The following is a 25,736-nucleotide window of genomic DNA, read 5'->3' as shown; positions in this document are numbered from 1 at the left end:
TATCTTAAAAAGAGAATTAAGAATAGGACACAAGGAGGAATTATTATATGGATGGGAATACTGCAAAAAACATAGAATTTCAAGCTGATAATACTGCAGTACAAAATGAGAATTATCTAGACCCTAAAAAGTGGCATAAACAGGATACTACCTGGGCATTGAGCCTTTTTGGAACAGCAATTGGAGCAGGGGTACTTTTTTTACCGATTAATGCAGGTTCAGGTGGTTTATTATCATTGCTGTTAATTACCATACTTGCCTATCCTGTTATGTATTATTCACATAGAGCGCTCGCTAAAATGATTTACGCTTCGAACTCTGCCGATGAGGGGATTACAGGTACTATAAGAGAGTATTTTGGAAATAAGGCAAGTATCATTTTTAACATTGTATATTTTGTCTCCATTTATACGATCGTGCTGATGTACTCGGTCGCACTTACAAATACCGCTAGTAGTTTTATCGTGCATCAATTGCACATGCCGGAGCCTCCAAGGGCCATTTTATCGCTTGTCTTAGTACTCGGTCTTATCGGTATACTAAATTTTGGTCAAGATATAACTGTAAAGATCATGAGCATGCTAGTGTATCCTTTTATAGCTTCTCTACTTTTTATCGCAATATCTTTGATTCCACAGTGGAATACGTCAATGCTTAGTTTTTCAGCTGTTTCTACTGCTTCAACAGGAACAGGATATTTAGGAACGATATGGATGATACTTCCAATCATAGTATTCTCGTTTAATCATTCGCCTATGATTTCGTCATTTGTTATGAAACAGAGAGCTACGTATGGAATAGATGCTACTGATGCTAAATGTGCTCAAATACAAAAAGTTTGTTATATTATGACATTCGTAGTTGTTATGTTCTTTGTTTGGAGCAGTACCTTAAGTTTGACTCCAAATGATCTTAAGGTGGCAAAAGAACAGAACTTGTCAATCCTATCATATCTTGCTAATGAGCTTAATTCGCCAGTAATCACTATTGCAGCTCCTATCATTGCATTTGTGGCTATTACAAAGTCTTTCCTTGGTCATTATATAGGAGCGTATGAGGTAATGCGTGACATGATTATCAAGTCCAGTAAAAAACGTGGGAAAGATATAGGAGAAAAAACAGTTAAGACAATGATTCTTACTTTTGTCGTATTAACATGTTGGTATGTTGCTTATACAAATCCAAGTATTCTTGGAATCATTGATGCCCTTAGCGGTCCGCTAGTTGCTGCTATCTTATGTATACTACCAATGTATGCAATCCATAAAGTATCAGTACTTGCTAAATACAAAGGGAAATCTAGCAATGTATTTGTCATTATTATAGGTATTCTTACTGTCCTAGCAAGTATTAAGTCATTATTCTAATCCACTATTGTTAGTATCGATGCAAAAACCGTGGGATATGGAAAAAAGAAAGATTCTTATCGGAACTGAATTCTATATTGTTGAACTAAAGAAATCATGGTTTTGGACAAACTCCTCACATTGGAGAGTTTGTCTTTTTTTATCATTTTAGCCAAGAAGACCCCTTCCTCAAGGAACGCAAAATAAGTAGGTGGGAGATGAATTGGCTAAAATGATAAACTGGTGACCCCGTATGTAGAAGTAAAAAAGGGGGAAACTATTGTATAATTATCGATAATTTAGGGGGCGCCAAATGAAACATAATAAAGAAGTAACACTTGGGGATTACGTTGAATTTTCATATCGTAAAAATCATAATTTGAAATTAATGGGATTTGTGGTGAATGTTTTACAAAATACAATTGTTGTAGATATTGCGGAAAGAATGGATATCGAGGTAGATGATTTTAGGCAAGTTGTAAAGCATGGTTATTATAATAAAGTGGTTCATAAGCAAATAAAGAATAGTGTTTCATAAAAAATGCTCCTATATATATAAATTTAGGAGCACTTTTTATGGAGAGAATTTTCGCAAAGATTTTTTTGTCTGAGGTATAAAATTTTCATATAAAAATACGTTTTGAAGATATTTTCTTATTTGTTAATTAATAATTTTTTCAATCTTTATAGCTGTTATGGATTTAAAATATTATTCATAAGAATTTCACATAATTTTATTAAAAAGAAAAATACTAATACTTGTTTTAATACTTTACTTCGAGTCATTAAAACAAATTTACTAACTACGAAACAAGGAGGCATCACTGTGGACATTCGTGAAGGATTAATTCCAACAGCTTTAGGTACAGCAGTGACAGCAGCAGGTTATGCTCTTAAACAAACTCGTGGAACTAATAAAATGATTGCAAATACAGTATTTGGTTTTGGTTTAGCACACGTCGTTTTAGGTGTAATCGATCTTGTTGAACATCGTCGTTAGAACGAAAGGCAAGCATTGATATATGCTTGCCTTTTTGGGAGTACATTTATTATTCATTTTTCAAAATATGTTTGTATGGCGTAATCATTATCAATGTAATTAAATAGTTACACTACAAGAAAATTAGAAAGTAAAACTGTGAGCATTGAATTTTATGAAATGAGATGGTGATGGAATGGAATTTTCTTCTGAAAGTAATACGTATCATGCTGGTGACATTGTTTATATTTTTTACCGAAATCCTCATACTCAAGACGTAGCTAACATACAAGCTGCAGCAGTTGTAAATAATCCTGAAAGACCTAATGAATTAGCACTATTTCTTTACGAAACGTATTATCCACTAACAAATGAGATGGCTATATATGCTACCGAAGATGAAGCAAACCAAGCTTACACTTACTATTATGGTGATATTTCAGAGGGGATGTTAGAATGAATAAGCCATTTATGCCTAAGCTCGTATATTTTGAACCGAAAGCATTAGATTATCCTTTGGGGAAAGAGCTGTTTGAGAAGTTTTCAAAGATGGATGTTGAAATTCGACATACTACTTCCCATAATCAAGTAAGAGATTTGCCAGGGGATAACGATTTTCAAAAGTATCGAGTAGCAAAATCCACGCTGGTTGTTGGTGTTAGAAAAACACTGAAATTCGATACTTCCAAGCCTTCAGCAGAGTATGCAATTCCTTTTGCAACGGGATGTATGGGACATTGTCATTATTGTTATTTACAAACAACGATGGGAAGTAAGCCTTATATACGAACGTATGTAAATGTTGAAGAAATTTTAGATGCTGCTGATAAATACATGAAAGAGCGTGCACCTGAAGTAACAAGATTTGAAGCGTCGTGTACTTCAGATATTGTAGGAATCGATTATTTAACGCATACCCTTAAACGGGCCATTGAGCATTTTGGAGAATCTGAATATGGGAAATTGAGATTTGTTACGAAATTCCACCATGTAGATCATTTACTTGATGCTAAACATAATGGAAAAACAAGATTTCGCTTTAGTGTAAACGCTGATTATGTGATTAAAAACTTTGAACCAGGAACTTCTCCCTTAGCTAAACGAATTGAGGCAGCAGGAAAAGTAGCTAGAGCTGGATATCCTCTTGGTTTCATTGTAGCTCCTATTTACCTGCATGAAGGCTGGAAGGAAGGATACTATCATATGTTTGAACGCCTAAATGCTGAATTACCTCTTGATGTACGGGATGATATTACATTTGAATTTATTCAACATCGTTTTACAAAGCCAGCTAAGAGAGTAATTGAAAAAAACTACCCGATGACAAAATTAGAATTAGATGAAGAGAAAAGAAGGTATAAATGGGGGAAATATGGAATCGGAAAATACATTTATCAAAAAGAAGAAGAAGAGGATATAAAAAACTATCTGTATTCCTATATGAAACAGTTCTTTCCTAATGCAAAACTAGAATATTTTACATAAAAGAAACGAACAAAATTCATTACATCATCAATCTGAAAAATTACTCACTCAAAAAAGTGATATTAGTCAACAATTCGCTAATAAATCATTTGAAAAATTTATATACGAAAGTCTTTTATGTAAAAATATGTTTCATTATGAACCGAATCCCAACAGTTAAACAGAAAAATACAGTGGTTGTATGAATATAAGTCCGGTATTGTACCGGGCTCATTCTTTTTAACGTTGCATCAATTCTTTTGTGAACATATTAATTTGAACATGTTTAAAAACGAACCATCTTTTGACAATGGTATTAGCGCTTTAGAAAGAACTTTCATAAAAAATGGTACTAATAATCCCTCCAAGTATTACTCCCATAGTAGAACCTAATAACAAAAATCTAATTGTTTAATTAGTAATTCTAATCTACCATTTTTTGCTGTACTATCAACTAAAGAAACAGTAAATGGTTGTTGAAACATATTAGAAAATCGAGCAATTAAAGACATAATATTATATTTAGCAAAAGCCGATGCAACTAAAGCTAATTTCGCTCCAACAAGTTGAACTCCATATCCTAAAACTTCTATAGAAGTCATAAGCATTAAAAATAAAAAGATACAAATTACTTTAAAAGTAATAAACTCCATAATCATACCCCTTAAGTTTCTATAAAAACATAACTCAATAATTATATTAAAAATATTCAATATTTTCATTAAAATATAAATCAATTTCTATTTTATAATCAAAAACTATACTCCTTTATTTTGAATGATGGCATCACCTTTTATTAGAATTGTCCCTTGGTTTAGCAAATGTTTTTTTGTAAATAATATATTTGTTAAACCATTAATTAAGGGGGACTAGTATGCCGCAGGATCGAAAAGAAGAAGTGCAAAACGATACATATGAAGGAAAAGAGGTTATGCCAGATAATCCACAATATCTACCGCGTCACGTGCAAATGGAGCTGCCTCCCGAATTTTCTATAAATCCTCTTTTTGCCCGCAAAGGAGAATCAGTCGTTCCGCGCTTTCACATGCCTGATGAAGGCATGTTACCAGAAACAGCGTATCAGATCGTCCATGATGAAATGACTCTTGATGGCAATGCACGCTTGAATCTTGCAACATTCGTTAGTACATGGATGGAACCTACCGCAGAGCACTTATATGCTAAAGCATTTGATAAGAACATAATTGATAAGGACGAATATCCACAGACAGCTGAAATTGAGGAGCGGTGTGTCCGCATTTTAGCCAACCTCTGGCATTCCCCCAGCCCCCTTACAACTATGGGCGTTTCAACAACTGGATCGTCGGAAGCCTGTATGCTCGGGGGGCTTGCGTTAAAGAGACGCTGGCAAAATGCACGAAAAAGAGAGGGTAAGCCGGTGGATCGGCCTAATATTGTGTTTAGTTCTGCTGTTCAAGTCGTTTGGGAAAAATTTGCGAACTATTGGGAGGTTGAACCACGCTATGTGAAGGTTAGCCCTGAGCATCCCCGATTAGATCCTCAAGGGGTCCTTGCAGCCGTGGATGAAAATACGATTGGTGTGGTACCGATTCTCGGTGAGACTTATACCGGACTTTACGAACCGGTTGCCGCCATTGCAAAAGCGTTGGACGATTTACAGGAGAGGACGGGACTCGACATTCCTATGCATGTAGATGCGGCTTCGGGCGGATTTATAGCACCGTTTCTTCAACCAGATTTAGTCTGGGATTTTCAGTTGCCGAGGGTGAAGTCCATCAATGTATCGGGACATAAATATGGATTAGTCTATCCTGGCTTGGGTTGGATAATTTGGCGGGAAGCTGATGATCTCCCCGATGATTTAATCTTCCGCGTCTCCTATTTAGGCGGAAACATGCCGACTTTTGCCCTGAATTTTTCACGTCCTGGCGCACAAGTGCTCCTACAATATTACAATTACCTGCGTTTGGGGAAAAGTGGGTACTATGATGTCCAAAGGGCTTCTCAGAAGGTCGCTCTTTTTCTTAGCAAGGCAATTCAGGAGATGGAACCGTTCGAACTTTTGTCCGATGGTTCGGATATTCCGGTTTTCGCTTGGCAACTGAAAAAAGGTTACACATTAAACTGGAACCTTTATGATTTATCTCGACAATTGCGTGTGTTCGGCTGGCAAGTACCCGCATATCCATTGCCTCCAGACCTAGAAGCAGTGACGATTATGCGCGTTGTGGTTCGAAACGGGTTTTCTATGGATCTCGCGCATTTATTTTTGAGGAACCTCAAACAGGCCGTTGCCTTTCTGGATTCCTTGGATGGACCTATGCCACATGATACGAAATGTGATAATGGGTTTCATCACTAATTGGGGAGCAGCTCTCGTCGTCGTTAAGTTGAGCTCAACACTCATAACTTTTCGAGCTATCGACTGGGAAGAGGTACAGAAAAGCTGATGGTTTCAACCAAGGGATACATGATGATAGGTGATGAACAAATTGATGCCTGAGGGCTTTACAATATCAAATCATACGCCCAGTTTTCAGAAATCTATTGGCTTTTCTTCTGGTTTCGAAAGACACAATTCAAATCTGTTGAAGAGTTAAAGAAATTTGTAGCTAGTATTTCCTTTTGGGAGGTACCATTACCTGCTTTAGGAGTTACTCCACCATTACATTGGATTTTAGCGGATAAATGGGGTGAATCTATTGTATTAGAATCGACAAGGAGTAGTGACTAATAGTCCTGAGTTTAATTGGCATTTACAAAATTTAAGACAATATATAGGTCTTAAATCGCAGCCATGCGAGGGGGATATACCATTAAGTGCTTTTGGACAAGGTTCAGGTTCAATGGGACTTAATGGAGATTTCACCCCACCATCAAGGTTTATACGAGCAGCGTATGGTAAATAAAATATTCAGGGTATAGATAACGAAGAAGAGGGTATATCGGTTATTTTTCGTATTTTGTAAAATTGTGAGGTTCCAAAAGGAGGAGTAATAACGGAAGAAGATACATTAGATAATACTATTTATACAAGCGCAACGTGCATGGAGTCTGGTACATATTATTACCATACATCTATTTCATGAAAATTTAGATACAGACGAAATTAAAATCTATCCATTTCAACGTAAACAAAAGATATTTTATCAAAACTAATTAGATTTTTAATGCTAATCGTATCACTTAGAATAGTAAAATCAACTTTTTCTCATGTAGAATTTTGCTTTGCATCTATTTTCTTTAAAATGTTAATGGTACGCCTCTGAGAACTAATCATTTGGAATAAAAATGTAATGTATCAGTTATAATATGTAATATTTCTTCATTACAAAATATGGTGGTTAGTATGACTAAGCAAACAATTACTTTATTTCAAGTTTCTATGATGCTTATTGGTAGTATCGGGATAATCAATCATGTCATTATGATCCCTATGTTATTAGATACTTCAGGTAGAGATTCGTGGATTTCAATCATAGTAGTAAGCTTTATATACATCATTTGGATCTCATTAATATTCATTATTTATAAAAACATAAAAAATGAACATTTATTTTTGTGGTTAAAAAATAATTTTGGGAAATTCAGTATATATCCAATCATATTCATAGTTGTACTTTATTTAATAACAATTGGTGTCGTTGCACTAAAAGAAACATTAACCTTTTTCTCATTTTATTTACCAGAAACACCTCACTTTGTATTAGGAATACTTTTTTCAATGGTTTGTCTCTATAATGCTACAAGAGGAATTCAATCTATTGCACTTACAACAGGTGTTTTGTTACCTATTGTATTTTTACTTGGTTTTTTTGTAATGTTTGCTAATGTTCCGCATAAAGACTATTCTTTACTTCAACCAATGATGGAAAATGGGATAAATCCAGTATTAAGGGGGATGATTTATCCTGCAGCAGGATTTCTAGAGTTAATTTTTATTCTTTTTTTACAACATCACATTTGTTCAAAAGTCAAATTATATCAACTGATTGCTTTGGGGCTTGTAATTATTGGTATCACAATAGGCCCGGTAATGGCAGCTATTATAGAATTTGGTCCTTTCGTAGCAGCAAACCAACGATATCCAGCATTTGAAGAATGGAGACTTGTGTCAATAGGAAGGTATATTGAAAATCTAGACTTTCTCTCAGTGTATCAGTGGCTTGTAGGGATCTTTATTCGTCTATCGCTTGTTGTATTTCTCATTCCAGATTTGTTATCAATTTCAAATAGGAAAACAAGAAATGGGGTTATGGTTGCAATCCTTTCATGTATTTTATTAATAAGTATACTACCTATTAGTGACTCTAGTTTCTATTGGTTTGTATCTCAAATTGTTTTACCAGTTTCAGCATTAGGGCTATTTTTGTTTTCTATCTTATTAATTGTGTTTGTATGGGTTGCTAAATATAAAAAAATCCCTTGAAAGAGTATGAGGATGTATTTTATATAAGGTTGCAGAGTTTGAAGGAGACAACGTAGATGAACAAAAGAGTAGAATTAAACGAGAAGATAATACTAAAGTGGTTTGAAGGATGCAACGACGTAAAGATAATAAAGCGTGAATTAGATGAGAAAGAAAAAACGAGGTCAGTGTTGTTTATGTATTGTGAAAACTTAATTGACAATACAAAATTAAAACAAGCTACATCATCCCATGTTTGCAAACAACTTATAAATAATTCGATAGAAGAATTTAACCTTACAGGATTAATTTCTGAGTTATCAGTAAAGAAATTAGATATAGTAAATTCGAATGAAATTATTTCTCAAATTATATTTAAAGGTAACCTCCTCATTATTTTTGAGGAATCTAAACAAGGGTATATAGTTGATGTTGCTAAAATACCTACAAGATCAGTTGAACAAACAAATACAGAGATGACCATTCGAGGTGGACGGGATGGATTTGTTGAAGAGTTAAACACAAATATAGGATTAATTAGAAAAAGACTAAAAACGAGTTCTCTTAGTTATGAAGAATTTATAATTGGAGAAAGAACACAAACTAAAGTAGCACTCATGTATTTGAGAGATATCGCATCCCAAGATATCATTAATCAAGTTCAATTAAAATTAAGACAAATTAAAATAGACGGGGTTGTTTCAAGTGCACAAATTGAAGAATTAATCACAAATAATCAATTTAGTGTATTTCCATTAGTTGAATATACAGGGCGCCCTGATTATGCTGTGAATTGTTTGTTGTATGGGCGTTTTATTTTATTAGTCGAAGGGTCACCAACAGCCACTATTGCCCCAGTTACATTTCCTTTTTTTGTGAATACATCTGAAGATCAAGATTTTTTCTATATATTCGGTAGCTTTGTACGGCTTGTAAGTCTTTTGGGGATAGCAATTTCTATGTTTCTTCCAGGAATTTGGATAGCACTAATTACATATCATCCAGATCAGATTCCCTATACGCTGTTAGCTACATTAAGCTTATCCAGAGAAGGGATTCCTTTTCCAGCTCCTTTAGAAGGGCTGATTATGATGACCTTATTTGAAGTTTTAAGGCAAGCAGGATTGCGTGTTCCTGCCGTATTTGGTCAAACATTATCTGTTGTAGGAGGATTAATTATTGGACAAGCTGCTATTAGTGCAGGAATTGTTTCAGCATCTATGGTCATTATAATAGCAATCTCGGTTGTTTCGACATTTGCTTTAACTAATCAGTCAGTAACAGGAATAATAAGTATATTGCGATATGTAGTATTTCTAGTATCTGCTTTACTGGGTATAGTAGGATTTATCTTTTGTGTCCTTGTGATGGTAATTCACGTAGTGAATTTACGCTCTTTTGGAGTTCCATTTTTTACACCGTACTCACCCCCTGTGTTTAAAAGTATGTTAGCAGCCACATTTAGAATTCCGTTCACGTATATGAAAAAAAGACCTGAAGAATTGCATACTCAAGATAATACAAGGAAAAGAGAGAGTACAGATGAAGAAAAATAAAAGAATAGTTGTATTTTTTTTTATGATGTGTATGTTTCTAACAGGGTGTTGGGATCAAAGAGAGTTGCATCACGTTCTGTATATAAATAGTCTAGGTATCGATTTTAAAGATAATAATTATATCATCCGTCCGCAATTTATTAATTTTTCTAACATAGCTAAACAAGAAGGGAGCGCTACCCGTAATTATAGCCAGGCCTATATTGCAATGGGGAAAGGACCTATTTTAGATGAGGCAGCATTTGATTTTTATAAGGGTGCTCAGCAAGAAATTTCATGGGAGCATCTCAAAACAATTGTTGTAACAGAAAGATTTCTAAAACATGGTGACATAAATCAATTTAATGATTTTTTTTCTCGTTTTTTTCAATTTCGAGATACTATGTGGTTATTTGGAACTAAGGAACCTTTAGAAAACATATTATCTAACAATAACATTTTGAATATTTCTCAATTATATACAATCATTAATTTACCAAAAGAGATAACCAAGCAATATACAATAATAGACCCTTTACCTTTATATAAATTCCAAAGAAATTATTATGAACCTGGGATGACAACTCGTATTCCTTTCTTAGCTACGACTAAATCATATTGGAAAAAAGGGCATATATCATTTCCGATGTTAAAATTTAGTGGTTATGGTTTTATAAGTAATAAATCCTATATAAATCATTTAAAGAACCATGATATTGCTGGGGTTCAGTGGACTGATGAAAATACCAAACGAGCTCCATTACTATTAAAATTTAACGAGAAGATCATTGGACATCTAGTATTGAAAAATCCAAAGGTAGATACAAAGTATTTTATTAAAAATGGAAAGTTACGCATGCTTATGAATATCGATTTTGATGCTGATATTTTTCAATTAATAAACCCTATGCCTGTAAAGGATATAAAAAAAATTGCAGAAGGCCAAGTTGAAAAAGAAATAAAAAAAACGTACCAGAAAGGAATCGAAAAGGGGATTGACATGTATCAGTTATCACATACCTTATATCGTCAGAATTCTAAATTGTGGAAACGATATAAAAAAGAGGGGAAAATACCACTTCAAAATAAAGAATTAGATCTTAATGTCTCAATCAATATAGCTACAAATGGAAAATCTAAAAATATGCATAATATCATCGAGCTTCAGAGGGATTGAAAATGAAAGAAAAAGTTAAATATTGATCCTAAATAAATGATTCGAAAGGAAATATGTTCTTTAAATGTTGTGACACTCCTAGTTCTTTAGGGGGAGTGTCAAGTTATATTTAACTTGATGGAAATAAAAAACATAATTCATCTAATGTATTTTTGTACATATTTAGTTTTATTTTTCCTTTCCCTTTCCCTTTCCCTTTCTCTCTCTTAAAAGTGAAAAAGTTCCGTTGTTTTAATATGCATGAATTATCTACTGGTATTGAACATAATAAATTGTTTTACAATGATACATATTATCTTTATATAAAATGTTATTATCCGAACACCTAATCTTAAAAGGAGAAGCTATTTGTGTCTGAACATATAGAAATTATTTTGAGAACATTGTTCTCTTTCTCGATTTTATTTATCGGAGCTAAAATATTAGGAAAGCAAATTATCGCTGAAATGAATACCTTTGATTTTATTGGTGCTATCTCTATTGGAAGTATTATTGCAAATTTGGCATTTAATTTAAATGTAAAAACTCATCATGTAGCTATTGCTTTTCTTATTTTATTGTTTATCATTTTAATGGTTAGTTATATATCCATGAAAAGTCGAATAGGCAGAAAAATATTTGCAGGAAATCCAACAGTAATTATTGAAAATGGAAAAAATTTAGAAAATAATATGAGGAAAATGCGCTATTCTCTAGATTATTTAAACCAACAATTAAGAGAGAATGGTATTTTTAATATTGAAGAAGTTCTTTATGTCGTAGTTGAAACAAATGGTAAAATATCTGTTTTGAAAAAACCAGAATATCGTACTGTTACAAAACAAGATTTAAATATACCGACAAAAAAAGAGTGTAAGCTCCCTATAGAGTTAATCATTGATGGGGAAATTATGACAGAAAATTTAATACAAAACAATCAGACGGAGTTAGAATTACAGTATGAACTAAAAAAAGGAACCTTCGCTCCAAAGATGTTACATATGCTGTACGTGCTGTAAATGGAAATATCTATATAGATATTTATAAAGATAATATTACTTCTCCAATGGATCAAGAATAGGCTGTTTTTTCTAAAAATACAAGTGAACATTTTGTTGTGATTCTTCCGCAAATGATTATAGTTCATCTTAAATGATAAAAAAATAATATTATTTTTTATCAAATTTGTTTAGGGGTATTTAAGTTACTTAAGTTACTTAAGTTAATGGACACGTGGTGCTTCCTATAATAATAAATGAACACAACAAAAACATTGATTATTGCCCTTCGTTATTAGTAACAGGATAGCTGCTTAACGATAAAAATGAATTTGCCAATTTTCTTGCAAAATGTAACGGGTGCTCCACCGATTGGATATGAATATACATAATTAAGGGATTCATGTATAACCAGTGATTATGTAAAGCACTGACAATAATTCCTTGTTGTACAATTGATTTCATAAATGCAGGGATCTCTTCTTGTAGAACCGCGATTTCTCCTAAATTTAATGCATTGCCATTTTGATCCAACGATTCAAAACTTACTCCGACGGGAACTACATAGGCACTTGGTTTTCCTTGAACCAGGACCTTAAAATTGCGGTGAAAAGACACCGAACAACCACCTTGATTTATTTTACTCTTTCCTTTAAGAATTGCAGCAAATTGATCAGAAATGAAATTTAAATTAGACATAAGTTCAATTCCTTTCCCGTGCTAAATTTATTCATGTAGAAATTTAATTTAAAAAATGTAGTTCCTTCTTTTAAAGAAAAGAACTACTTATAAACAACTTTTCTCTAAAATAAACAGGCTGATATGTGTAATTTGTACCCTGTTTATTTTAGAAGAAATATAAATGTTATTTCCCAACAAACATAACTTAATGAATCCTTTCTATATATCATTATAAAAAATTCATAAAGTAGGCAATTGTACATCTTTATTTTATGTAGGTTAGATAAATATGTGCCTTAATAAGTCTGTGCTTTCTTTATGAAATTCTTATTGGTAATTAATACAACAATAAATTTAATATATTTTAATGATTGTATAGGGTAAAACTTAAGTTGTTTTTTCATTTTCTCTTTTACAATTGCTTGTGGTCCTTTGTTAAAATTGTAGTAATATATTGAACTGTATATAAAGATAGATATTTTAAATTTTTCATCCTAAAATAACTTACTACATCTAGCTAAAAATGTTGTTTTTTCAATGAAGAAGTAAATTTTGGGTGTATGGTTTATTGGTTATATTAAGTGTTTTGTTAATGTTAAACATAACTCTTATTGCACATACATTTTTTTAGATCGCAAAGAAGAATTTATTCGTCTGTCAAATTCTATGTTAACTGGTAAAACAGACTAATTTTAGATGAAAGATTCTATAATAAATCTGGAGAAACAAAAATAATTGAAAACATTTGAGCATGGAGATAAAAAACGCTTAACGAAGGATATTTCAAAAGAGATGGATCAAAGGATTCAAAAATCAATAAAGGTTGTTCAAAAAAAATATAAGGTGGATGTATTAGCATTAGGAGAAGTATATAAGCGGAATAATTATAAAGAATGGAAGAAAATAAGTAAGAATTGGGATCAAGGTGAAAATTATTTTAGTAATGCTGACATTAATGTTTATGTTCATTCAGTAATTGAACATTCAGGCTCAGCTTTACCGAAGAGAGTGAAATAAGGTGATTTAAGTCGTTAGCGGATTAGGAATACGCTAAACGATATTAATGCTGGTTCTGCATTTTCAATCAGTGCAGACTTATGTACTTTAAACGTGATTAATAAATTATATTTGGCTTATTATGATCCTTTGGTTAGCACTAGTTAGAGTTATAGTAAAAATATTAAGCAGAAACGACTTATTTTTAATAATAAGAGGAAATATGTTACTGAAAAGTAAGGAGACAAATTATTACTTTTTTAAAGAGTAATTAGGTCCGTACAATGACGCATTAAAGTGATTCATAAGGGATTCTGAATGCTAAGAGAGTGAGAATGAATTACAAAAGAAAGGTGCATAGGCGCCTTTCTTTTTTTGAAGGGATTTTTTGTTAAGAGTTAGTACAAAATTGGGTTCAGGGGGTACTATAAAATTTTAGCTTGATGGCGATGGGGTAGCATCCACGTCTATCAACATCACTACACCTATATTTAATACTGCGTTACGTGCCTTTAATCAAGTGAAAAACAAGACCCATTTTGTAAAAACTGAAACCAACGTTTTCTAAACTGAACTTGAGCCATATCTGCATGAACATGGGCCTCCATTTTTAAAGCTTCTGGTATAGGTCTAGGATGTTGACTTTCTACAATAATTTGATCCTCTTTTAGTACTCTTAAACTAAATTTAGCTAAAATTTGGTCTAGTAAAGGGAAGTACTTTAAAAATGTCCTTCCGGTATATCCCATAATTAATGTCTCTTCTTCATCAATTGGTGTAAACGTAATGTACTGAATAAATGACTCATTCTCCTGTTTGCCACTGTGAAGCATCCACTGATGTGGGAATTTGTATTCAAGGTAAGCATCACCATTTGAGAATATAAACTGATCCAGTGTTCCCTCCAGCTTATAATTGGTTGATTCGGCTTTTGTTTTTCTACCAATCGTTTTTTTATGTACATAAGCAAGATGAGCAATATCCAGCACAGATTCGATTGATCGAGTAAGGTGTGCATTCCAAGTGGCGTGGAAGAAAGAGAGTTTAAAAGGAGTGTTCTCCATTACATGAAAAGTTTGCCATTCAGGTGGAGTTTCCTCATTATCAGGATATATCCAAATCAACCCAATCTTTTCTTTTACAGGGTATGAGAGGGTATGAGCAAATTTCGGGATAGGTTTATTGGCTTGGGATGGAATTCTTACACAAGTACCACAACTATCGAACTCCCAACCATGGTAGGGACAGACTAGTTTACCATTTACTACTTGTCCCAGTGATAAGTCAGCGCCACGATGAGGGCAGTAAGGTGATAGAGCCTGAACTTCGCCTTTTTCATCCCGATATAATACAAAATCTTTGCCAGCAAATCTTTTTTTTACTGGAATCTTTTTTATATCTTTTGCATAACTCACAGCATACCAATTACGTGGGAATACTCTATTTATATTTAGAGTCATTTATTTTCTCCTTCTTTTTTATTCACCTAGTAGATATTAGTGGTGTCTACTGTATACTGTCTATTCTATGCTATAAAATATTTTAAATGTTCGTCTAAAATTAATAAATCTACAGTTTGATCAAATCATTATGAAAGCCTGTATAATCTCTCTAAATGTAACAAAAATGACTATAGTACAATAGATTTTAAAAAGGAGAAAGTCTTATTTTATTGAAAATTGAGATATTAAGCAATATTCCTATTGCTATTAAATTGACCATTAAAGAACTTCCACCAAAACTTACAAATGGAAATGGAGTACCTGTAAGAGGAAATAGTCCCGTAATACCACCTAAATTTACAACTGATTGCATACCAATCATACATCCTATACCAATTGCTATAAAACTGCCGAATGGATCTACACATAATTGTGCAATTTTTAAGGAGCGAAGTACCATAGTCAAAACTCCAACCAATAGAATAAATACACCAATAAATCCTAGTTCTTCAGAAACTATTGCCATTATAAAATCAGTGTGTGGTTCTGGAAGATAACCTGTTTTTTGTATGCTATTTCCAAATCCACGACCAGTGCTTCCTCCAGAGCCAATGGCAATAAAAGAGTTTACAAGCTGGTATCCATTTCCTTGCGCATCAAGAAAGGGATTGAAAATCGTAGTAATACGTGTCTTTTGAACTGCTGATAAACTATATTGAATCAAATAATATAAAATAGGTAACCATAAAATAGAACCGATGGTAGTTCTTTTGATTAGTAGATTTATATTTATTCCTGAACAAAGAAATATGCTAAAACCTATACCTAATATTAAAAGTGCAGATCCTAAATTTGGTTGTTTAAAGATAAGAAAAAAAATTGTAGCTAAAAAAAATAAAAGTTTTCCGATACCACGCCAGTTATTTTTAGCTTGTTCTTGTCGCAATGCAAAAAAACGGGCTGTTACAAGGATTGTTCCTAATTTAAGAAATTCAGCTGGCTGTATTCCAAAGATCCATGACTGAGCATTATTTACCACTTTTCCTTTCCATAAAACCATAATTAATAAAAAAATCCCCCCAACCATAATACAGATTGAGACTATTCGTTTTTTCCATATTTCATATGGGAGTAAAGCACAAATTATTAATCCTATTGTTCCTAAAAGTAGCTTTGTTAATTGAGAATCAACAAAATGTCTACTGTTATAACCGTAATGTTGGACAGCGACAATGGAGCTTGCACTATACATCATGATAATACCTAAAGTACATGTTATGAATAGAGGAAGGAGCAATAGATAATCGAGTTTTAATATTTTTTTCATTTTAATATCCTCCTGATTTAAAACAAAACATAATATTACATTTGCTAATGAATAGAATCTTGTTCTCGTCAATTACTAAATATGACTTTTGTTTAGAAAGATTCTATCACTTATTCCCTGTTTTTTACGCAAAAATCCCCCTAGTATGTAACTAGAGGGATTCAAAATGGCATGACTAAATAAGGCTTTTTCCCCCTAGTAGAGCTTTGGCACTATACAACGTAAAGTAATGAAAATTCATTACTTAGCTATCTTAAGAAGAGCCTTAATCCGACAATTCCTGTTCTACCCATTGGCGTCTTTCGACATTTTTGGGCAATAGCCTGTGTTTGCATAGGAGCCTCACCTAACAGGTTAAGCAATATAAATTTTATGTGTTTGTTTCGTGTAGCAAGCATAAATATATTTTTTTTGCTTGTCAAGCAACCATATTGCTAATTTTATTTGTTTTATTGCTTTATAGTCCTTTGAGAAATGATATAAAAAAATGTCTGTAATCATTCTGTATAAGTACATATTTTTGACTTGTAGTGTATCGTTTGATTAAGTAGTTTAACCATATAAATTTGATAAACAGTAAAGAAGATTTTAATCATAAAAGAAGATTTTTTGTGAATGTTCTTTTTGTATACAGAATGACTAATTATTCATCTTTTGTTATAAAGTTGGAATTTGATTAAAAATAATAAGTTTCATATGTTTTATTACGTTTCTTCGAATTAAATCTATTTGAATTCTATGTTTTTTAAGGGGAATTTTAAATTTATAATAAAATATAATTTCATTTTCTATAAAAGATTTTTTTATAAATGGAATTGAAAGTCAGTTGACAAATATTAAATTCTGGTTTAAATTTTGAAGTAATTCAATAAACTTTGTTAGGTGAGGCTCCTGTATAGAGAAACGCTGCTGCCCAAAAATGTCGAGAGACGCCAATGGGTCAACAGGAACGGTCGGATTAAGGCCCTTCTTAATGTAGCTGGTTATAAAAACCTATGCTATACAGTGCTAAAACTCAACGAGGGAGTGGTATACGATTTGATAGAAAGGCACCTCTGTGATTTCGGCAGAGCTGTCTTAATAATCATTTATTTGTATTGTGAAAAAACCTTTACTCCTTTTTGAGTAAAGGTTTTTCTGTTTAATGTTATTTATTTTTATCTTGTCTATATTCAAAAAGGAGGTAATTCTAACTAATGAATTGATTGCAATGTAACTATTATTGCTCTAATAAAAAATTTAAGACAGATAAAATAAAACAAAACCACTCATGAAACTCTAGAGTCTCCCTTAGCAATATGAGGAGGAGTTAACATGAAGAAATTATTAAAGGAATTACTTATAACCAAAAATAACTTGGATGCAGAGAAAGTTTTACGTCTTCCGTCGTATGATATTGCGCAAGAAGTAAAACAGTTTTCAATTGAAGATCAAGTCATATTACTAAATACGATTCCTGTATTAAAAAGCTCTAAAGTTCTTCAATATATGAGTGCAGAAGAAAAATATAATATCTTAATTCACTTATCTGAAAATAAAGCTAAAAAGTTACTGAATTTACAACCGATTGATGAATTAGTAGATTTACTTCTAGCGGTTCATCCGGAAGAACAGGCTAAATTAATGGCGTATCTAGATAAAATTACAAAACATAACGTAAAAAAATTAATGACTTTCAAACCTGAAACGGCAGGAAGTCTTGTTACAAGTGATTTTGTTGCAGTTAGAGGAAATTGGTCAGTAAAAATGACATTGAAGTACATTAGGGAACATTCTGAAAATGTAGAATCAATATCTTATAGTTATGTTCTTGATAGTCATGGTTATCTTGAGGGAATCGTTTCCATACATGAGTTATTACTAGCAGCAGATGAAGAGATATTATCTACTATCATGATGCCAGAGGTAATTTCAGTACACGCTGAAGTTGACCAGCAAGAAGTTGTAAAAAAGCTACTGAATTATAATTTAGCAGCAATACCTGTCACAACAGCAAATAATAAAATGATTGGTATTATAACATTTGATGACGTAATGAATGTTATGGAAGCAGAAGCTACAGAAGATATTCAAAAGTTAGGCGGAAGTGAACCATTGAATCAATCTTACTTTGAAGCTAGTATTTGGAGCATTTTCCTAAAACGTCTACCATGGTTATTACTTCTTTTTGTTGCTGAGGCATATACAGGTACAGTATTAAAGTATTTTGAAGACGAAATTGAAACTGTAGTTGCCCTTGCTTTCTTTGTTCCATTATTAGTAGGTACTGGAGGGAATACAGGAACACAGGTTGTAGCAACAATTACTCGTGCAATTGGTATTGGAGAGTTAAAATTTAAAGACATTTTCCGTGTAATGAAAAAAGAATTTGCAATTGGTATGCTTCTTGGACTTGCACTTGGGATAGCTGGGCTCATTCGTGCTTATATGTTAGGAGTTGGAGCAGAAGTTGCGCAAGTTGTAGCAATTACTTTATTATTTATTGTTATTTGGGCTTCTCTTGTAGCAGCTGTTTTACCTTTAATTCTAAGAAAATTAAAACTAGATCCTGCAGTTGTTTCAGGTCCATTTATTACAACATTTGTTGACGGAACAGGATTAATAATTTACTTCATGGTTGCAAAAACGTTATTAAATTTATAAATATACACTAAAAAAACGAAATCCGGAATAAGTATGTTGCCTTAATTGCTAAAACATAGTGGGGAATTCAGGCATGAGGAAATCAATCACTTTTGTCTTTAGATAAATAATATTTTAATGGATTTATTGAATGTAATGAATGCTGGAGGATAAAACTATGAAACATCTAAGAAAAATCTTCAAACGAATTTTGCTTCTATTTTCTATTTTAATGATTATTGGCGTAGGAATACTATTTGGTACTAGCTATGGCCGAGAGCTTCGTATAACAATCGCTGGGAGTATATTAACTTCTCAGCATCCACAATATGCGAAATATACATTCCTATCCCAAAAGGAACTAGATAAACTGCAAGATAGAATTAATCATCCAAAATGGTCAAACAGTGATGAGCATATTTATAAAAAAATAGTAGGAAAAAGATTAGAAGAATTAAAAAATCAGCCATTAGAAATTGATGTAGAAACAATTAAAAGTAATAAAGATAGTCGCTTTCTTTTCGAAGGAAAGTTAGTAACAATTAGTAATCCTTTCAATGTTAAACTTGTTAGCCATCAAGGAACACAGGGTGCTAACAGGGGAGAAAAAATTAGTGTAATGGCAAAACGTAATCATGCACTTGTTGCTGTGAATGCAAGTGGATTTGCTGACGAAACAGGAAGGGGTGGAGGAAATGTTGCTACTGGAATTGTGATAGAAAATGGGAAAGCTATTGATACAAATATGGATAGAAATGCCCCTACAATTATTACGGGATTAACAAAGTTTGGTCAAATGATAACAGGAAATTATTCTACCCAACAACTGTTGGATAAACAAGTCGTTTCCGCAGCTGGATTTATGCCACAGTTAATTGTAAATGGAGAAAAAATGATTACAGAAGGAGACGGCAGTTGGGGGTCGGCTCCAAGAAGTATTATGGCCCAAAAAGAAGATGGTACAATTATGTTTCTAGTTATTGACGGTAGACAGACACATAGTATAGGAGCTACGTTGAAAGAGTGTCAAGATATTTTATATGAAAAAGGAGCTATAAATGCAATGGCAATGGATGGAGGTTCTTCTGCTACGCTATATTTAGGAGGAAAGGTTATAAATTCACCGTCTACATTATCCCATGAAGATCGTTATTTACCGAACGCTTGGGTGGTAACAGCAAACCAAAAACAAAAAATAAAGATGACAATTGATGGGAGAAAAATAGATACCAAAACATCAGATGAATTTGATGCGAACATTTCAACGAATTTATGAATTATTAAAAATAGAACAAATACATGATTTTTATCTCGTTAGTTGGAAAATTAAAATTATTTTTTAAAATTAGAAATTATTATTTCATATTCATGATTTGCACAATATCAAACGAGAGTGATGAGGATTCCAAATTTACGGAATTCTTATCACTCTTTTTTAGTTTTTTGTAAATATGGAACAATATCCTTACTTTCACTGTCTATTAAGCGTTAAAACATTTTTTATTAAATAAATTAAGAAAGGAATCATCATTTTTAACTAAGGGAGAAGATTGAATTGAAAAAATTATGGATGCTGCTTTTCGTTTGTTTCGCGGTTATGTTGGTAGGATGTAATAAAAACGAACCGCCAAAACAAGCATTTGAAGAATATATCAATTTATGGAATGATAGAAAATTTACAAATATGTATGATCATTTATCAGATCATGCAAAAAAATCAATTTCTAAAAAAGAATTCACAGAAAAATATCAAAAAATCTATGAGGGGATTGGAGCTAAGAATTTAAAAGTTAAAATGAAAGGAGAGAATACGAAAGATAAAGAGCTTTTTCTTTTTGAAGTTAAGATGGATACCGATGTAGGATCAGTTTCATTCATCCATGAAGCAAAACTTGTGAAAGATAAAGAGTCTTGGAAAATAGATTGGACGCCAGACTTCATTTTTCCAGGAATGAAAAAAGATTACAAAGTACGTATGCAAATAGAGCAAGGAAAACGCGGAGAAATATATGATCGAAATGGAAAAGGGCTTGCAACGAATGGTAAAGCGACTGAGGTTGGAATTATTCCAGAGAAACTAGGCGAAACAGCAGCGCAAACGAAAGAAATAGTAGCACAATTACTTGATATGTCTATAGAAGAGGTCGAACAAAAGCTCACAGCAAAATGGATAAAACCAGACTCCTTTGTACCAATTGGTATTTTAAAAGAGGGAACCAGACAGAATGATTATATTGAATTAGAAGGAGTTTCATCTCACCCAGTAAATATTCGTACGTATCCATTAGGTGAAGCAGCGGCACACTTAACTGGATACATAGGAAAGGTGAATGCGGAGGAGTTAAAATCACTTCAAAAACAAGGTTATCAAGCAGATGATTTAGTAGGTAAGACCGGTTTAGAGAAAGTGTTAGAAAATAAATTGCGTGGTGAAAAGGGTGGACGCGTATTTATAGAAGATGAGAAGGGGAAAGAGATTAAAAACGTAGCAAAAAAAGAAGCAAAAGAAGGAGAAAATGTTACGTTAACAATTGATGCTGCAATTCAAGAAAAAATCTTTAATGAGATGAAAACTGAAGCAGGGTCTAGTGCAGCGGTCAATCCTAAAACAGGTGAAACAATCGCACTTGTAAGTAGCCCTGCTTATAATCCAAATATAATAGTTAGAGGAGCATCGAAAGCCCAACGAGAAGCATGGAGTAACGACTCGAAACTACCAATGACGAATCGCTTTACACAAGCATTTGTACCAGGTTCCGTATTTAAAACGATCACAGGTGCAATTGGTTTGGAAACAAACACAATAAATCCGAAGGAAGAATTTAAAATTCAAGGATCGAAGTGGACAAAAGATTCGTCTTGGGGAAATTACTATGTAACGCGTGTAAAGGATGCAAGTCCAATTGATTTTGATAAGGCAATGAAGTACTCTGATAATATTTATTTTGCTCAACAAGCTTTGAAAATGGGAAAAGATCAGTATGTAAATGAATTTAAAAAGTACGGATTTCATGAAAAATTACCAATCGAATACGAACTTCCTATTTCAATCATTGCAAAAGATGGGATAAAAAACGATATTCAACTAGCAGACACGGGCTATGGACAAGGACAAGTACTAATGACACCACTTCATTTAGCATTAACATATGCACCGATTGTGAATGAAGGGAATATTCCGTCGCCACATCTTTTAAAAGAAGCAAAAGTAGCAGGGAATTGGAAAGAAAATGTGGTTTCTAAAAAGAATCAAGAGATATTAAAGAGCGCATTAATTAAAGTCATTAATGACCCTGATGGCGCAGGAAGAATTGCAAAGGTTGATGGTGTAACGCTTGCTGGTAAAACTGGTACAGCAGAACTGAAAGAGTCGAAAGAAGCAGACGGAAAAGAACTGGGATGGTTCGCAGCTTTCGATGCAAATGCGCCAGACATGATTGTTACAATGATGATTGAAGATGTAAAAGGAAGAGGAGGAAGTAACGTTCCAGGTGAAAAAATAAAACATGTATTTCAGAAATAATACTTAATTATAAGGTGAATTTTTCACTAAATTTATTACATGTTTGCTTAACTCAAAGATATAAATTGGGGGAAATATAGAACAATTAAATTTCAAAAAAGCATTCTTTCTAATCGAGAATGCTTTTTTGCTGTCATTCTAGAAAAGTTGACATTGTTAATGGTAAATAGAAGGGAATAGCAAATTGAAATGGACAAGTAGAGTGTTACGTTAAATTCAAAAAATAGATTATTGTGAGTGGATTTTTATCATTGTATGCTTTACTTGTTTTTTAGTAGTATTATTCTCCCTGAAAAAAGATAAACAATGGAACAAATGAAACTTGTATTTTGTCTATATATTGAAACCATAATAAAAAAGTGAGGGCAGTTTTATGTTTATTCAAATAAGTTTGAGGTGTGGAAATGGAACAGACGTTTATTGAAAAGTGTAATCATGATGAGCTGGACTATGTTATAAAAGACTATTGGCAAGATGTATGGAATTATTCATTTATTATTACGAAAGATCCACACTTATCAGATGATATCACGCAAGATGTATTTATAAAGGTGTTTAAAAATTGGAATTCATTTCGAAAGGAGTCATCTATTAAAACGTGGATATTAAAAATCACAAGAAATACGGCAATAAACCATTTGAAATCCTCTTATTTTAAAAGGATATCTTTAATAGGATTTTTTAGTGACGATAAGCAATCCCTGTCAGCAGAACAAGAATTTTTTAAGCAAGAAGAAATGAATGATGTGTGGAAGGTGGTATTAGAACTACCTAAAAAGCACCGTGAAATAATTATATTGGATGCAAAATATGAATTATCTTATGAAGAAATGGCTGAAACATTAGGAGTATCCATTGGAACTGTAAAATCGAGATTAAGTAGAGCGAGAAGTAAGGTTTCAAAATTAATAGGGGAGGGTAGTAGTGATGAACAATAAACAAAATCCTGACTGGTATAGAAAAATAAAAAAAGGCCCAATGGAGAATCGTAAAGATGAAGAAGAATTTATTTCTAAAATAAAGCAGTCTATATATGAAAATAATGAAGTGGATTTTGAAAAACATAAAAGACCATTTCGTAAAAAAGCATTACCTATTGTAGTTGTTTTGGTTTGTACAATGTTATTTTTCATTGTTCAACAACCTTGGCTTGATGATAATAAATCGCCGGTACAAAGTAGTACTCAAATTAAGCCTAAAACAAAAGATGAGTCTGCTCAAGATCCATCATTAAAACAATTTATGAATGAACTATATCAAAGTACGAACTCAAAAAATGAAAATAACTTGTACAAAGCGTTAAATGATGAAGTTCTATTTAAAGGAAAGAGTTATAGGAAGGATGAATTGAAGTTTGATGAAGATATCTTTCATGAGTTGCAAGTCGCCCTTACAATGGGAGGAGAGTTTGCAAAAGATACAAAGCAAGTATATAAAGTACCAAGTGGATTGACAGAAAGTAACCAACCAAACCAAGCGCATTTTATATATGCAACTGTTACTGGAAATAAAACGAAAATTTTAGCTGAACCAAAGCGAGAATCACAAGTTTTATATGAAGTATCTAATGAAATGGTAAAAGCTTGGATTCCAGAAAAAGTACAGAATAATGGATATATAAAAATATCTACAATTAACGGTAATACTGGATATGTACAGAAAGAGTATGTTTTAACTGATATTAAATATTCATTTATGTTCGAAAAGAATAATGAAGGTATATGGAAAATAATAAATATAGATTCTATATGGTAAAAGAGGAAGGTTCATTAAAGTGAACCTTCCTCTTTATTTTTATTTTCGTTTTGAAGAGTATTCCAGTACTCTAAAATTTCTGATGTAACGAGAGCGGCAATGTTTTTTTCTGAATTACTACCAGGGATAACGACAGAAACGGCAATTTGTGGATCTTCCGTAGGAGCATATGCAATGAAAAGAGAGTGATTTATCATTCTTGCTTGCTCATTTGGAAAACCTGTAATACCTGTTTTACCTGCGACGTCAAAGGGCAACTTTTTAATTTCCTCTATATTTTGACTCATCCCACCTTGCACGACACTCCAAAAGTTCATCGGGTAACGATTTGAACTTTCTAAAATGGGTTTAAACTTTTTGGTTTCCTTACCATCTTGACCAATAATCGCACTTACGATTTGAGGTTTATATTTGTCGCCTTTACTTGCCAAAGTTGCTGCATATTGAGCGAGTTGAAGAGGAGTATGCACTTCATTTCCTCCCCAAGAGGCATTTAATAAAGCTGAAATCCCATTTTCAAATTTATTAGATGGATGGAATTCATATTGTCCGTCTTCTTCAAAGGGTAATTCAATCCCAGTTTTAGAACGTAGGCCGAATTGCATTAAATAATCTGTCCATATATGTGCCACTTTTTTTATATTTCCATTATTTTGGTTGAATAAGGGCAGAGCTACTTTTGCTGTCATAAATGTGTTAGATGAATTAATGATAGCCTGCCTCGGTGTAATCTCCCCTGTTGGTGTTCCAGGCGCATTCGTAATGTTATTTTGATTATCATACTGAAAAGTACCTTTATCTAAATAAGTATCTTCTGGTTGGAAAAGCTTTTCATTTAATCCAATTAAAATAGTGAGTGGTTTTATAGTAGAAGCCATATTTACATAAGATTCACCATACTTTAATTTTTGAATTGCTTTATTTTGCGAAAGAGATTTAATGTTTTCTTTTCTAGAAGATACATGTGTATTTAATATATTTGGATTAAAAGCTACCGAGTTGGCCATAGTTAAAATTGCGCCAGTTTTTGCATCGCTCACTATAGCATAACCAGCTTTAGCATCAGGTGTTTTCTTAATTTGAGATTTTAATGCTTCTTCTGCCTTTTGCTGCAACTCAGAGTCTAAAGCTAGTCGCACATCTTTTCCTTTTTGTACTTTTTGAATGTTCCATAAGAACTTTTTATTATTCAATTTAAAAATAAGAGTTTTGCCTGGTTTTCCTTTTAAATCATTTTCATATTGCAGCTCAATCCCGCTTTTTCCAACAGCCATATGCTTGGACTTAAGGTCATTTTCTACATACCCAATTACTTGTGAACCAATTTCGTGTTTAGGGTAATATCGAATCCATTCATCTTTAATTATTACATTATTGGGTTTGTTTTTGTTTATGAATGCAAGTTCATTCTCATTTATATCAGAGTATAACGGTATATCATTCATAGTCTTCTTTTTACAAGATTGTTGTAATTGAGATTTTATGTTCTCTGTAGAAATATCATGTTGAAACTCGCTTGAAA

19 protein-coding genes, 4 pseudogenes and 2 riboswitches are annotated in these 25,736 nt (G+C 32.7%); of the genes and pseudogenes, 18 read left to right on the top strand and 5 right to left on the bottom strand.

Annotated elements, in window-relative coordinates; translation table 11 throughout:
• The first annotated feature begins 47 nt into the window (after positions 1–47).
• From QO049_RS27285 to splB, 5 genes are all read left to right on the top strand, one after another.
• The gene (locus QO049_RS27285) at positions 48–1,367 is read left to right on the top strand and encodes an aromatic amino acid transport family protein (protein WP_246962788.1); all 1,320 of its coding nucleotides are present in this window, start codon (positions 48–50) and stop codon (positions 1,365–1,367) included.
• Between the two features lie 292 nt (positions 1,368–1,659).
• Positions 1,660–1,884, top strand: coding sequence for a DUF2187 domain-containing protein (locus tag QO049_RS27280; protein ID WP_000682213.1), 225 nt, complete (start codon positions 1,660–1,662; stop codon positions 1,882–1,884).
• Between the two features lie 288 nt (positions 1,885–2,172).
• Positions 2,173–2,346 (top strand): hypothetical protein, encoded by a 174-nt coding sequence (locus tag QO049_RS27275; protein ID WP_000354585.1) that lies wholly within the window; start codon positions 2,173–2,175, stop codon positions 2,344–2,346.
• 175 nt (positions 2,347–2,521) lie between these two features.
• Positions 2,522–2,785, top strand: a complete 264-nt coding sequence (locus QO049_RS27270) for a transcriptional regulator SplA (protein ID WP_000396091.1) — start codon at positions 2,522–2,524, stop codon at positions 2,783–2,785.
• The gene (gene splB, locus QO049_RS27265) at positions 2,782–3,810 is read left to right on the top strand and encodes a spore photoproduct lyase (RefSeq protein ID WP_048656294.1); all 1,029 of its coding nucleotides are present in this window, start codon (positions 2,782–2,784) and stop codon (positions 3,808–3,810) included. Before QO049_RS27270 ends, splB begins: the two co-directional genes overlap by 4 nt.
• A 368-nt stretch (positions 3,811–4,178) precedes the next feature.
• On the opposite strand, the gene QO049_RS27260 is transcribed toward splB, so the two are convergent.
• Entirely contained in the window at positions 4,179–4,442 is a 264-nt protein-coding gene (locus QO049_RS27260) for a lipid II flippase family protein (RefSeq protein WP_000394421.1), read from the bottom strand.
• Between the two features lie 221 nt (positions 4,443–4,663).
• Between QO049_RS27260 and gad the strand changes: the two genes are divergently transcribed.
• The 6 genes and pseudogenes from gad (at position 4,664) to QO049_RS27230 (ending at position 11,951) form a co-directional block, all read left to right on the top strand.
• Positions 4,664–6,133, top strand: a complete 1,470-nt coding sequence (gene gad, locus QO049_RS27255; protein WP_061139279.1) for a glutamate decarboxylase — start codon at positions 4,664–4,666, stop codon at positions 6,131–6,133.
• 150 nt (positions 6,134–6,283) lie between these two features.
• Positions 6,284–6,930: pseudogene (locus QO049_RS27250) on the top strand (linear amide C-N hydrolase); the annotation flags it as partial.
• A gap of 190 nt (positions 6,931–7,120) precedes the next feature.
• Positions 7,121–8,200 carry a spore germination protein GerXB gene (gene gerXB / locus QO049_RS27245; protein ID WP_016110011.1) on the top strand — a complete coding sequence of 360 codons (1,080 nt, stop codon included), beginning with the start codon at positions 7,121–7,123 and terminating at the stop codon, positions 8,198–8,200.
• A gap of 56 nt (positions 8,201–8,256) precedes the next feature.
• Positions 8,257–9,735, top strand: a complete 1,479-nt coding sequence (gene gerXA, locus QO049_RS27240) for a spore germination protein GerXA (protein WP_246962790.1) — start codon at positions 8,257–8,259, stop codon at positions 9,733–9,735.
• Entirely contained in the window at positions 9,722–10,891 is a 1,170-nt protein-coding gene (gerXC, locus tag QO049_RS27235) for a spore germination protein GerXC (protein WP_098785620.1), read from the top strand. The genes gerXA and gerXC overlap by 14 nt, the downstream gene beginning before the upstream one ends.
• 350 nt (positions 10,892–11,241) lie before the next feature.
• Positions 11,242–11,951 (top strand): annotated as a pseudogene (locus QO049_RS27230) (DUF421 domain-containing protein).
• Positions 11,952–12,147: 196 nt separating this feature from the next.
• Here the strand turns inward: QO049_RS27230 and QO049_RS27225 are convergent.
• Complete coding sequence (locus QO049_RS27225) at positions 12,148–12,567, bottom strand: DUF1259 domain-containing protein (RefSeq protein WP_000067578.1); 420 nt, start codon at positions 12,565–12,567, stop codon at positions 12,148–12,150.
• A 738-nt stretch (positions 12,568–13,305) separates the two neighbouring features.
• Here QO049_RS27225 and QO049_RS27220 point away from each other — a divergent pair.
• Positions 13,306–13,566 (top strand): annotated as a pseudogene (locus QO049_RS27220) (Ger(x)C family spore germination C-terminal domain-containing protein); the annotation flags it as partial.
• Between the two features lie 181 nt (positions 13,567–13,747).
• A pseudogene (locus tag QO049_RS27215) lies at positions 13,748–13,816 on the top strand (HXXEE domain-containing protein); the annotation flags it as partial.
• A gap of 241 nt (positions 13,817–14,057) precedes the next feature.
• Here the strand turns inward: QO049_RS27215 and QO049_RS27210 are convergent.
• Together QO049_RS27210 and QO049_RS27205 are read right to left on the bottom strand one after the other, a co-directional pair.
• A complete protein-coding gene (locus QO049_RS27210; protein WP_246962792.1) occupies positions 14,058–15,005 on the bottom strand; it encodes an aromatic ring-hydroxylating oxygenase subunit alpha in 948 nt (315 codons plus the stop codon).
• Between the two features lie 187 nt (positions 15,006–15,192).
• The gene (locus tag QO049_RS27205) at positions 15,193–16,314 is read right to left on the bottom strand and encodes an FtsW/RodA/SpoVE family cell cycle protein (protein ID WP_246962794.1); all 1,122 of its coding nucleotides are present in this window, start codon (positions 16,312–16,314) and stop codon (positions 15,193–15,195) included.
• A gap of 184 nt (positions 16,315–16,498) precedes the next feature.
• Positions 16,499–16,675, bottom strand: a riboswitch (M-box (ykoK) riboswitch).
• 506 nt (positions 16,676–17,181) lie between these two features.
• A riboswitch (M-box (ykoK) riboswitch) is annotated at positions 17,182–17,347 on the top strand.
• A 281-nt stretch (positions 17,348–17,628) separates the two neighbouring features.
• Between QO049_RS27205 and mgtE the strand changes: the two genes are divergently transcribed.
• The 5 genes from mgtE (at position 17,629) to QO049_RS27180 (ending at position 24,214) form a co-directional block, all read left to right on the top strand.
• Entirely contained in the window at positions 17,629–18,957 is a 1,329-nt protein-coding gene (mgtE, locus tag QO049_RS27200) for a magnesium transporter (protein ID WP_000734820.1), read from the top strand.
• 157 nt (positions 18,958–19,114) lie between these two features.
• Positions 19,115–20,212 carry a phosphodiester glycosidase family protein gene (locus tag QO049_RS27195; RefSeq protein ID WP_246962796.1) on the top strand — a complete coding sequence of 366 codons (1,098 nt, stop codon included), beginning with the start codon at positions 19,115–19,117 and terminating at the stop codon, positions 20,210–20,212.
• A gap of 279 nt (positions 20,213–20,491) precedes the next feature.
• The gene (locus tag QO049_RS27190; protein ID WP_246962798.1) at positions 20,492–22,459 is read left to right on the top strand and encodes a penicillin-binding transpeptidase domain-containing protein; all 1,968 of its coding nucleotides are present in this window, start codon (positions 20,492–20,494) and stop codon (positions 22,457–22,459) included.
• Positions 22,460–22,863: 404 nt separating this feature from the next.
• Positions 22,864–23,397 carry an RNA polymerase sigma factor gene (locus QO049_RS27185; RefSeq protein ID WP_284489669.1) on the top strand — a complete coding sequence of 178 codons (534 nt, stop codon included), beginning with the start codon at positions 22,864–22,866 and terminating at the stop codon, positions 23,395–23,397.
• The gene (locus tag QO049_RS27180; RefSeq protein ID WP_001060751.1) at positions 23,387–24,214 is read left to right on the top strand and encodes an SH3 domain-containing protein; all 828 of its coding nucleotides are present in this window, start codon (positions 23,387–23,389) and stop codon (positions 24,212–24,214) included. Before QO049_RS27185 ends, QO049_RS27180 begins: the two co-directional genes overlap by 11 nt.
• 14 nt (positions 24,215–24,228) lie before the next feature.
• On the opposite strand, the gene QO049_RS27175 is transcribed toward QO049_RS27180, so the two are convergent.
• Positions 24,229–25,736: peptidoglycan D,D-transpeptidase FtsI family protein (locus tag QO049_RS27175; RefSeq protein ID WP_284489668.1), on the bottom strand; the 1,508-nt coding region annotated here is incomplete at its 5' end.

This window comes from Bacillus sp. RB3 (assembly GCF_030164735.1).
Taxonomy (GTDB): Bacteria; Bacillota; Bacilli; order Bacillales; family Bacillaceae_G; genus Bacillus_A; species Bacillus_A cereus.
Note: the sequence above shows the minus strand (reverse complement) of the source record. Positions and strands in the feature narration are given on the sequence as shown.

What these genes read in the sequence shown, in the direction of transcription:
- QO049_RS27285 (WP_246962788.1), top strand. Translation starts at nt 48, where the DNA reads ATGGATGGGAATACTGCAAAAAACATAGAATTTCAAGCTGATAATACT.
- QO049_RS27280 (WP_000682213.1), top strand. Translation starts at nt 1,660, where the DNA reads ATGAAACATAATAAAGAAGTAACACTTGGGGATTACGTTGAATTTTCA.
- QO049_RS27270 (WP_000396091.1), top strand. Translation starts at nt 2,522, where the DNA reads ATGGAATTTTCTTCTGAAAGTAATACGTATCATGCTGGTGACATTGTT.
- splB (WP_048656294.1), top strand. Translation starts at nt 2,782, where the DNA reads ATGAATAAGCCATTTATGCCTAAGCTCGTATATTTTGAACCGAAAGCA.
- QO049_RS27260 (WP_000394421.1), bottom strand. Translation starts at nt 4,442, where the DNA reads ATGGAGTTTATTACTTTTAAAGTAATTTGTATCTTTTTATTTTTAATG.
- gad (WP_061139279.1), top strand. Translation starts at nt 4,664, where the DNA reads ATGCCGCAGGATCGAAAAGAAGAAGTGCAAAACGATACATATGAAGGA.
- gerXB (WP_016110011.1), top strand. Translation starts at nt 7,121, where the DNA reads ATGACTAAGCAAACAATTACTTTATTTCAAGTTTCTATGATGCTTATT.
- gerXA (WP_246962790.1), top strand. Translation starts at nt 8,257, where the DNA reads ATGAACAAAAGAGTAGAATTAAACGAGAAGATAATACTAAAGTGGTTT.
- gerXC (WP_098785620.1), top strand. Translation starts at nt 9,722, where the DNA reads ATGAAGAAAAATAAAAGAATAGTTGTATTTTTTTTTATGATGTGTATG.
- QO049_RS27225 (WP_000067578.1), bottom strand. Translation starts at nt 12,567, where the DNA reads ATGTCTAATTTAAATTTCATTTCTGATCAATTTGCTGCAATTCTTAAA.
- QO049_RS27210 (WP_246962792.1), bottom strand. Translation starts at nt 15,005, where the DNA reads ATGACTCTAAATATAAATAGAGTATTCCCACGTAATTGGTATGCTGTG.
- QO049_RS27205 (WP_246962794.1), bottom strand. Translation starts at nt 16,314, where the DNA reads ATGAAAAAAATATTAAAACTCGATTATCTATTGCTCCTTCCTCTATTC.
- mgtE (WP_000734820.1), top strand. Translation starts at nt 17,629, where the DNA reads ATGAAGAAATTATTAAAGGAATTACTTATAACCAAAAATAACTTGGAT.
- QO049_RS27195 (WP_246962796.1), top strand. Translation starts at nt 19,115, where the DNA reads ATGAAACATCTAAGAAAAATCTTCAAACGAATTTTGCTTCTATTTTCT.
- QO049_RS27185 (WP_284489669.1), top strand. Translation starts at nt 22,864, where the DNA reads ATGGAACAGACGTTTATTGAAAAGTGTAATCATGATGAGCTGGACTAT.
- QO049_RS27180 (WP_001060751.1), top strand. Translation starts at nt 23,387, where the DNA reads ATGAACAATAAACAAAATCCTGACTGGTATAGAAAAATAAAAAAAGGC.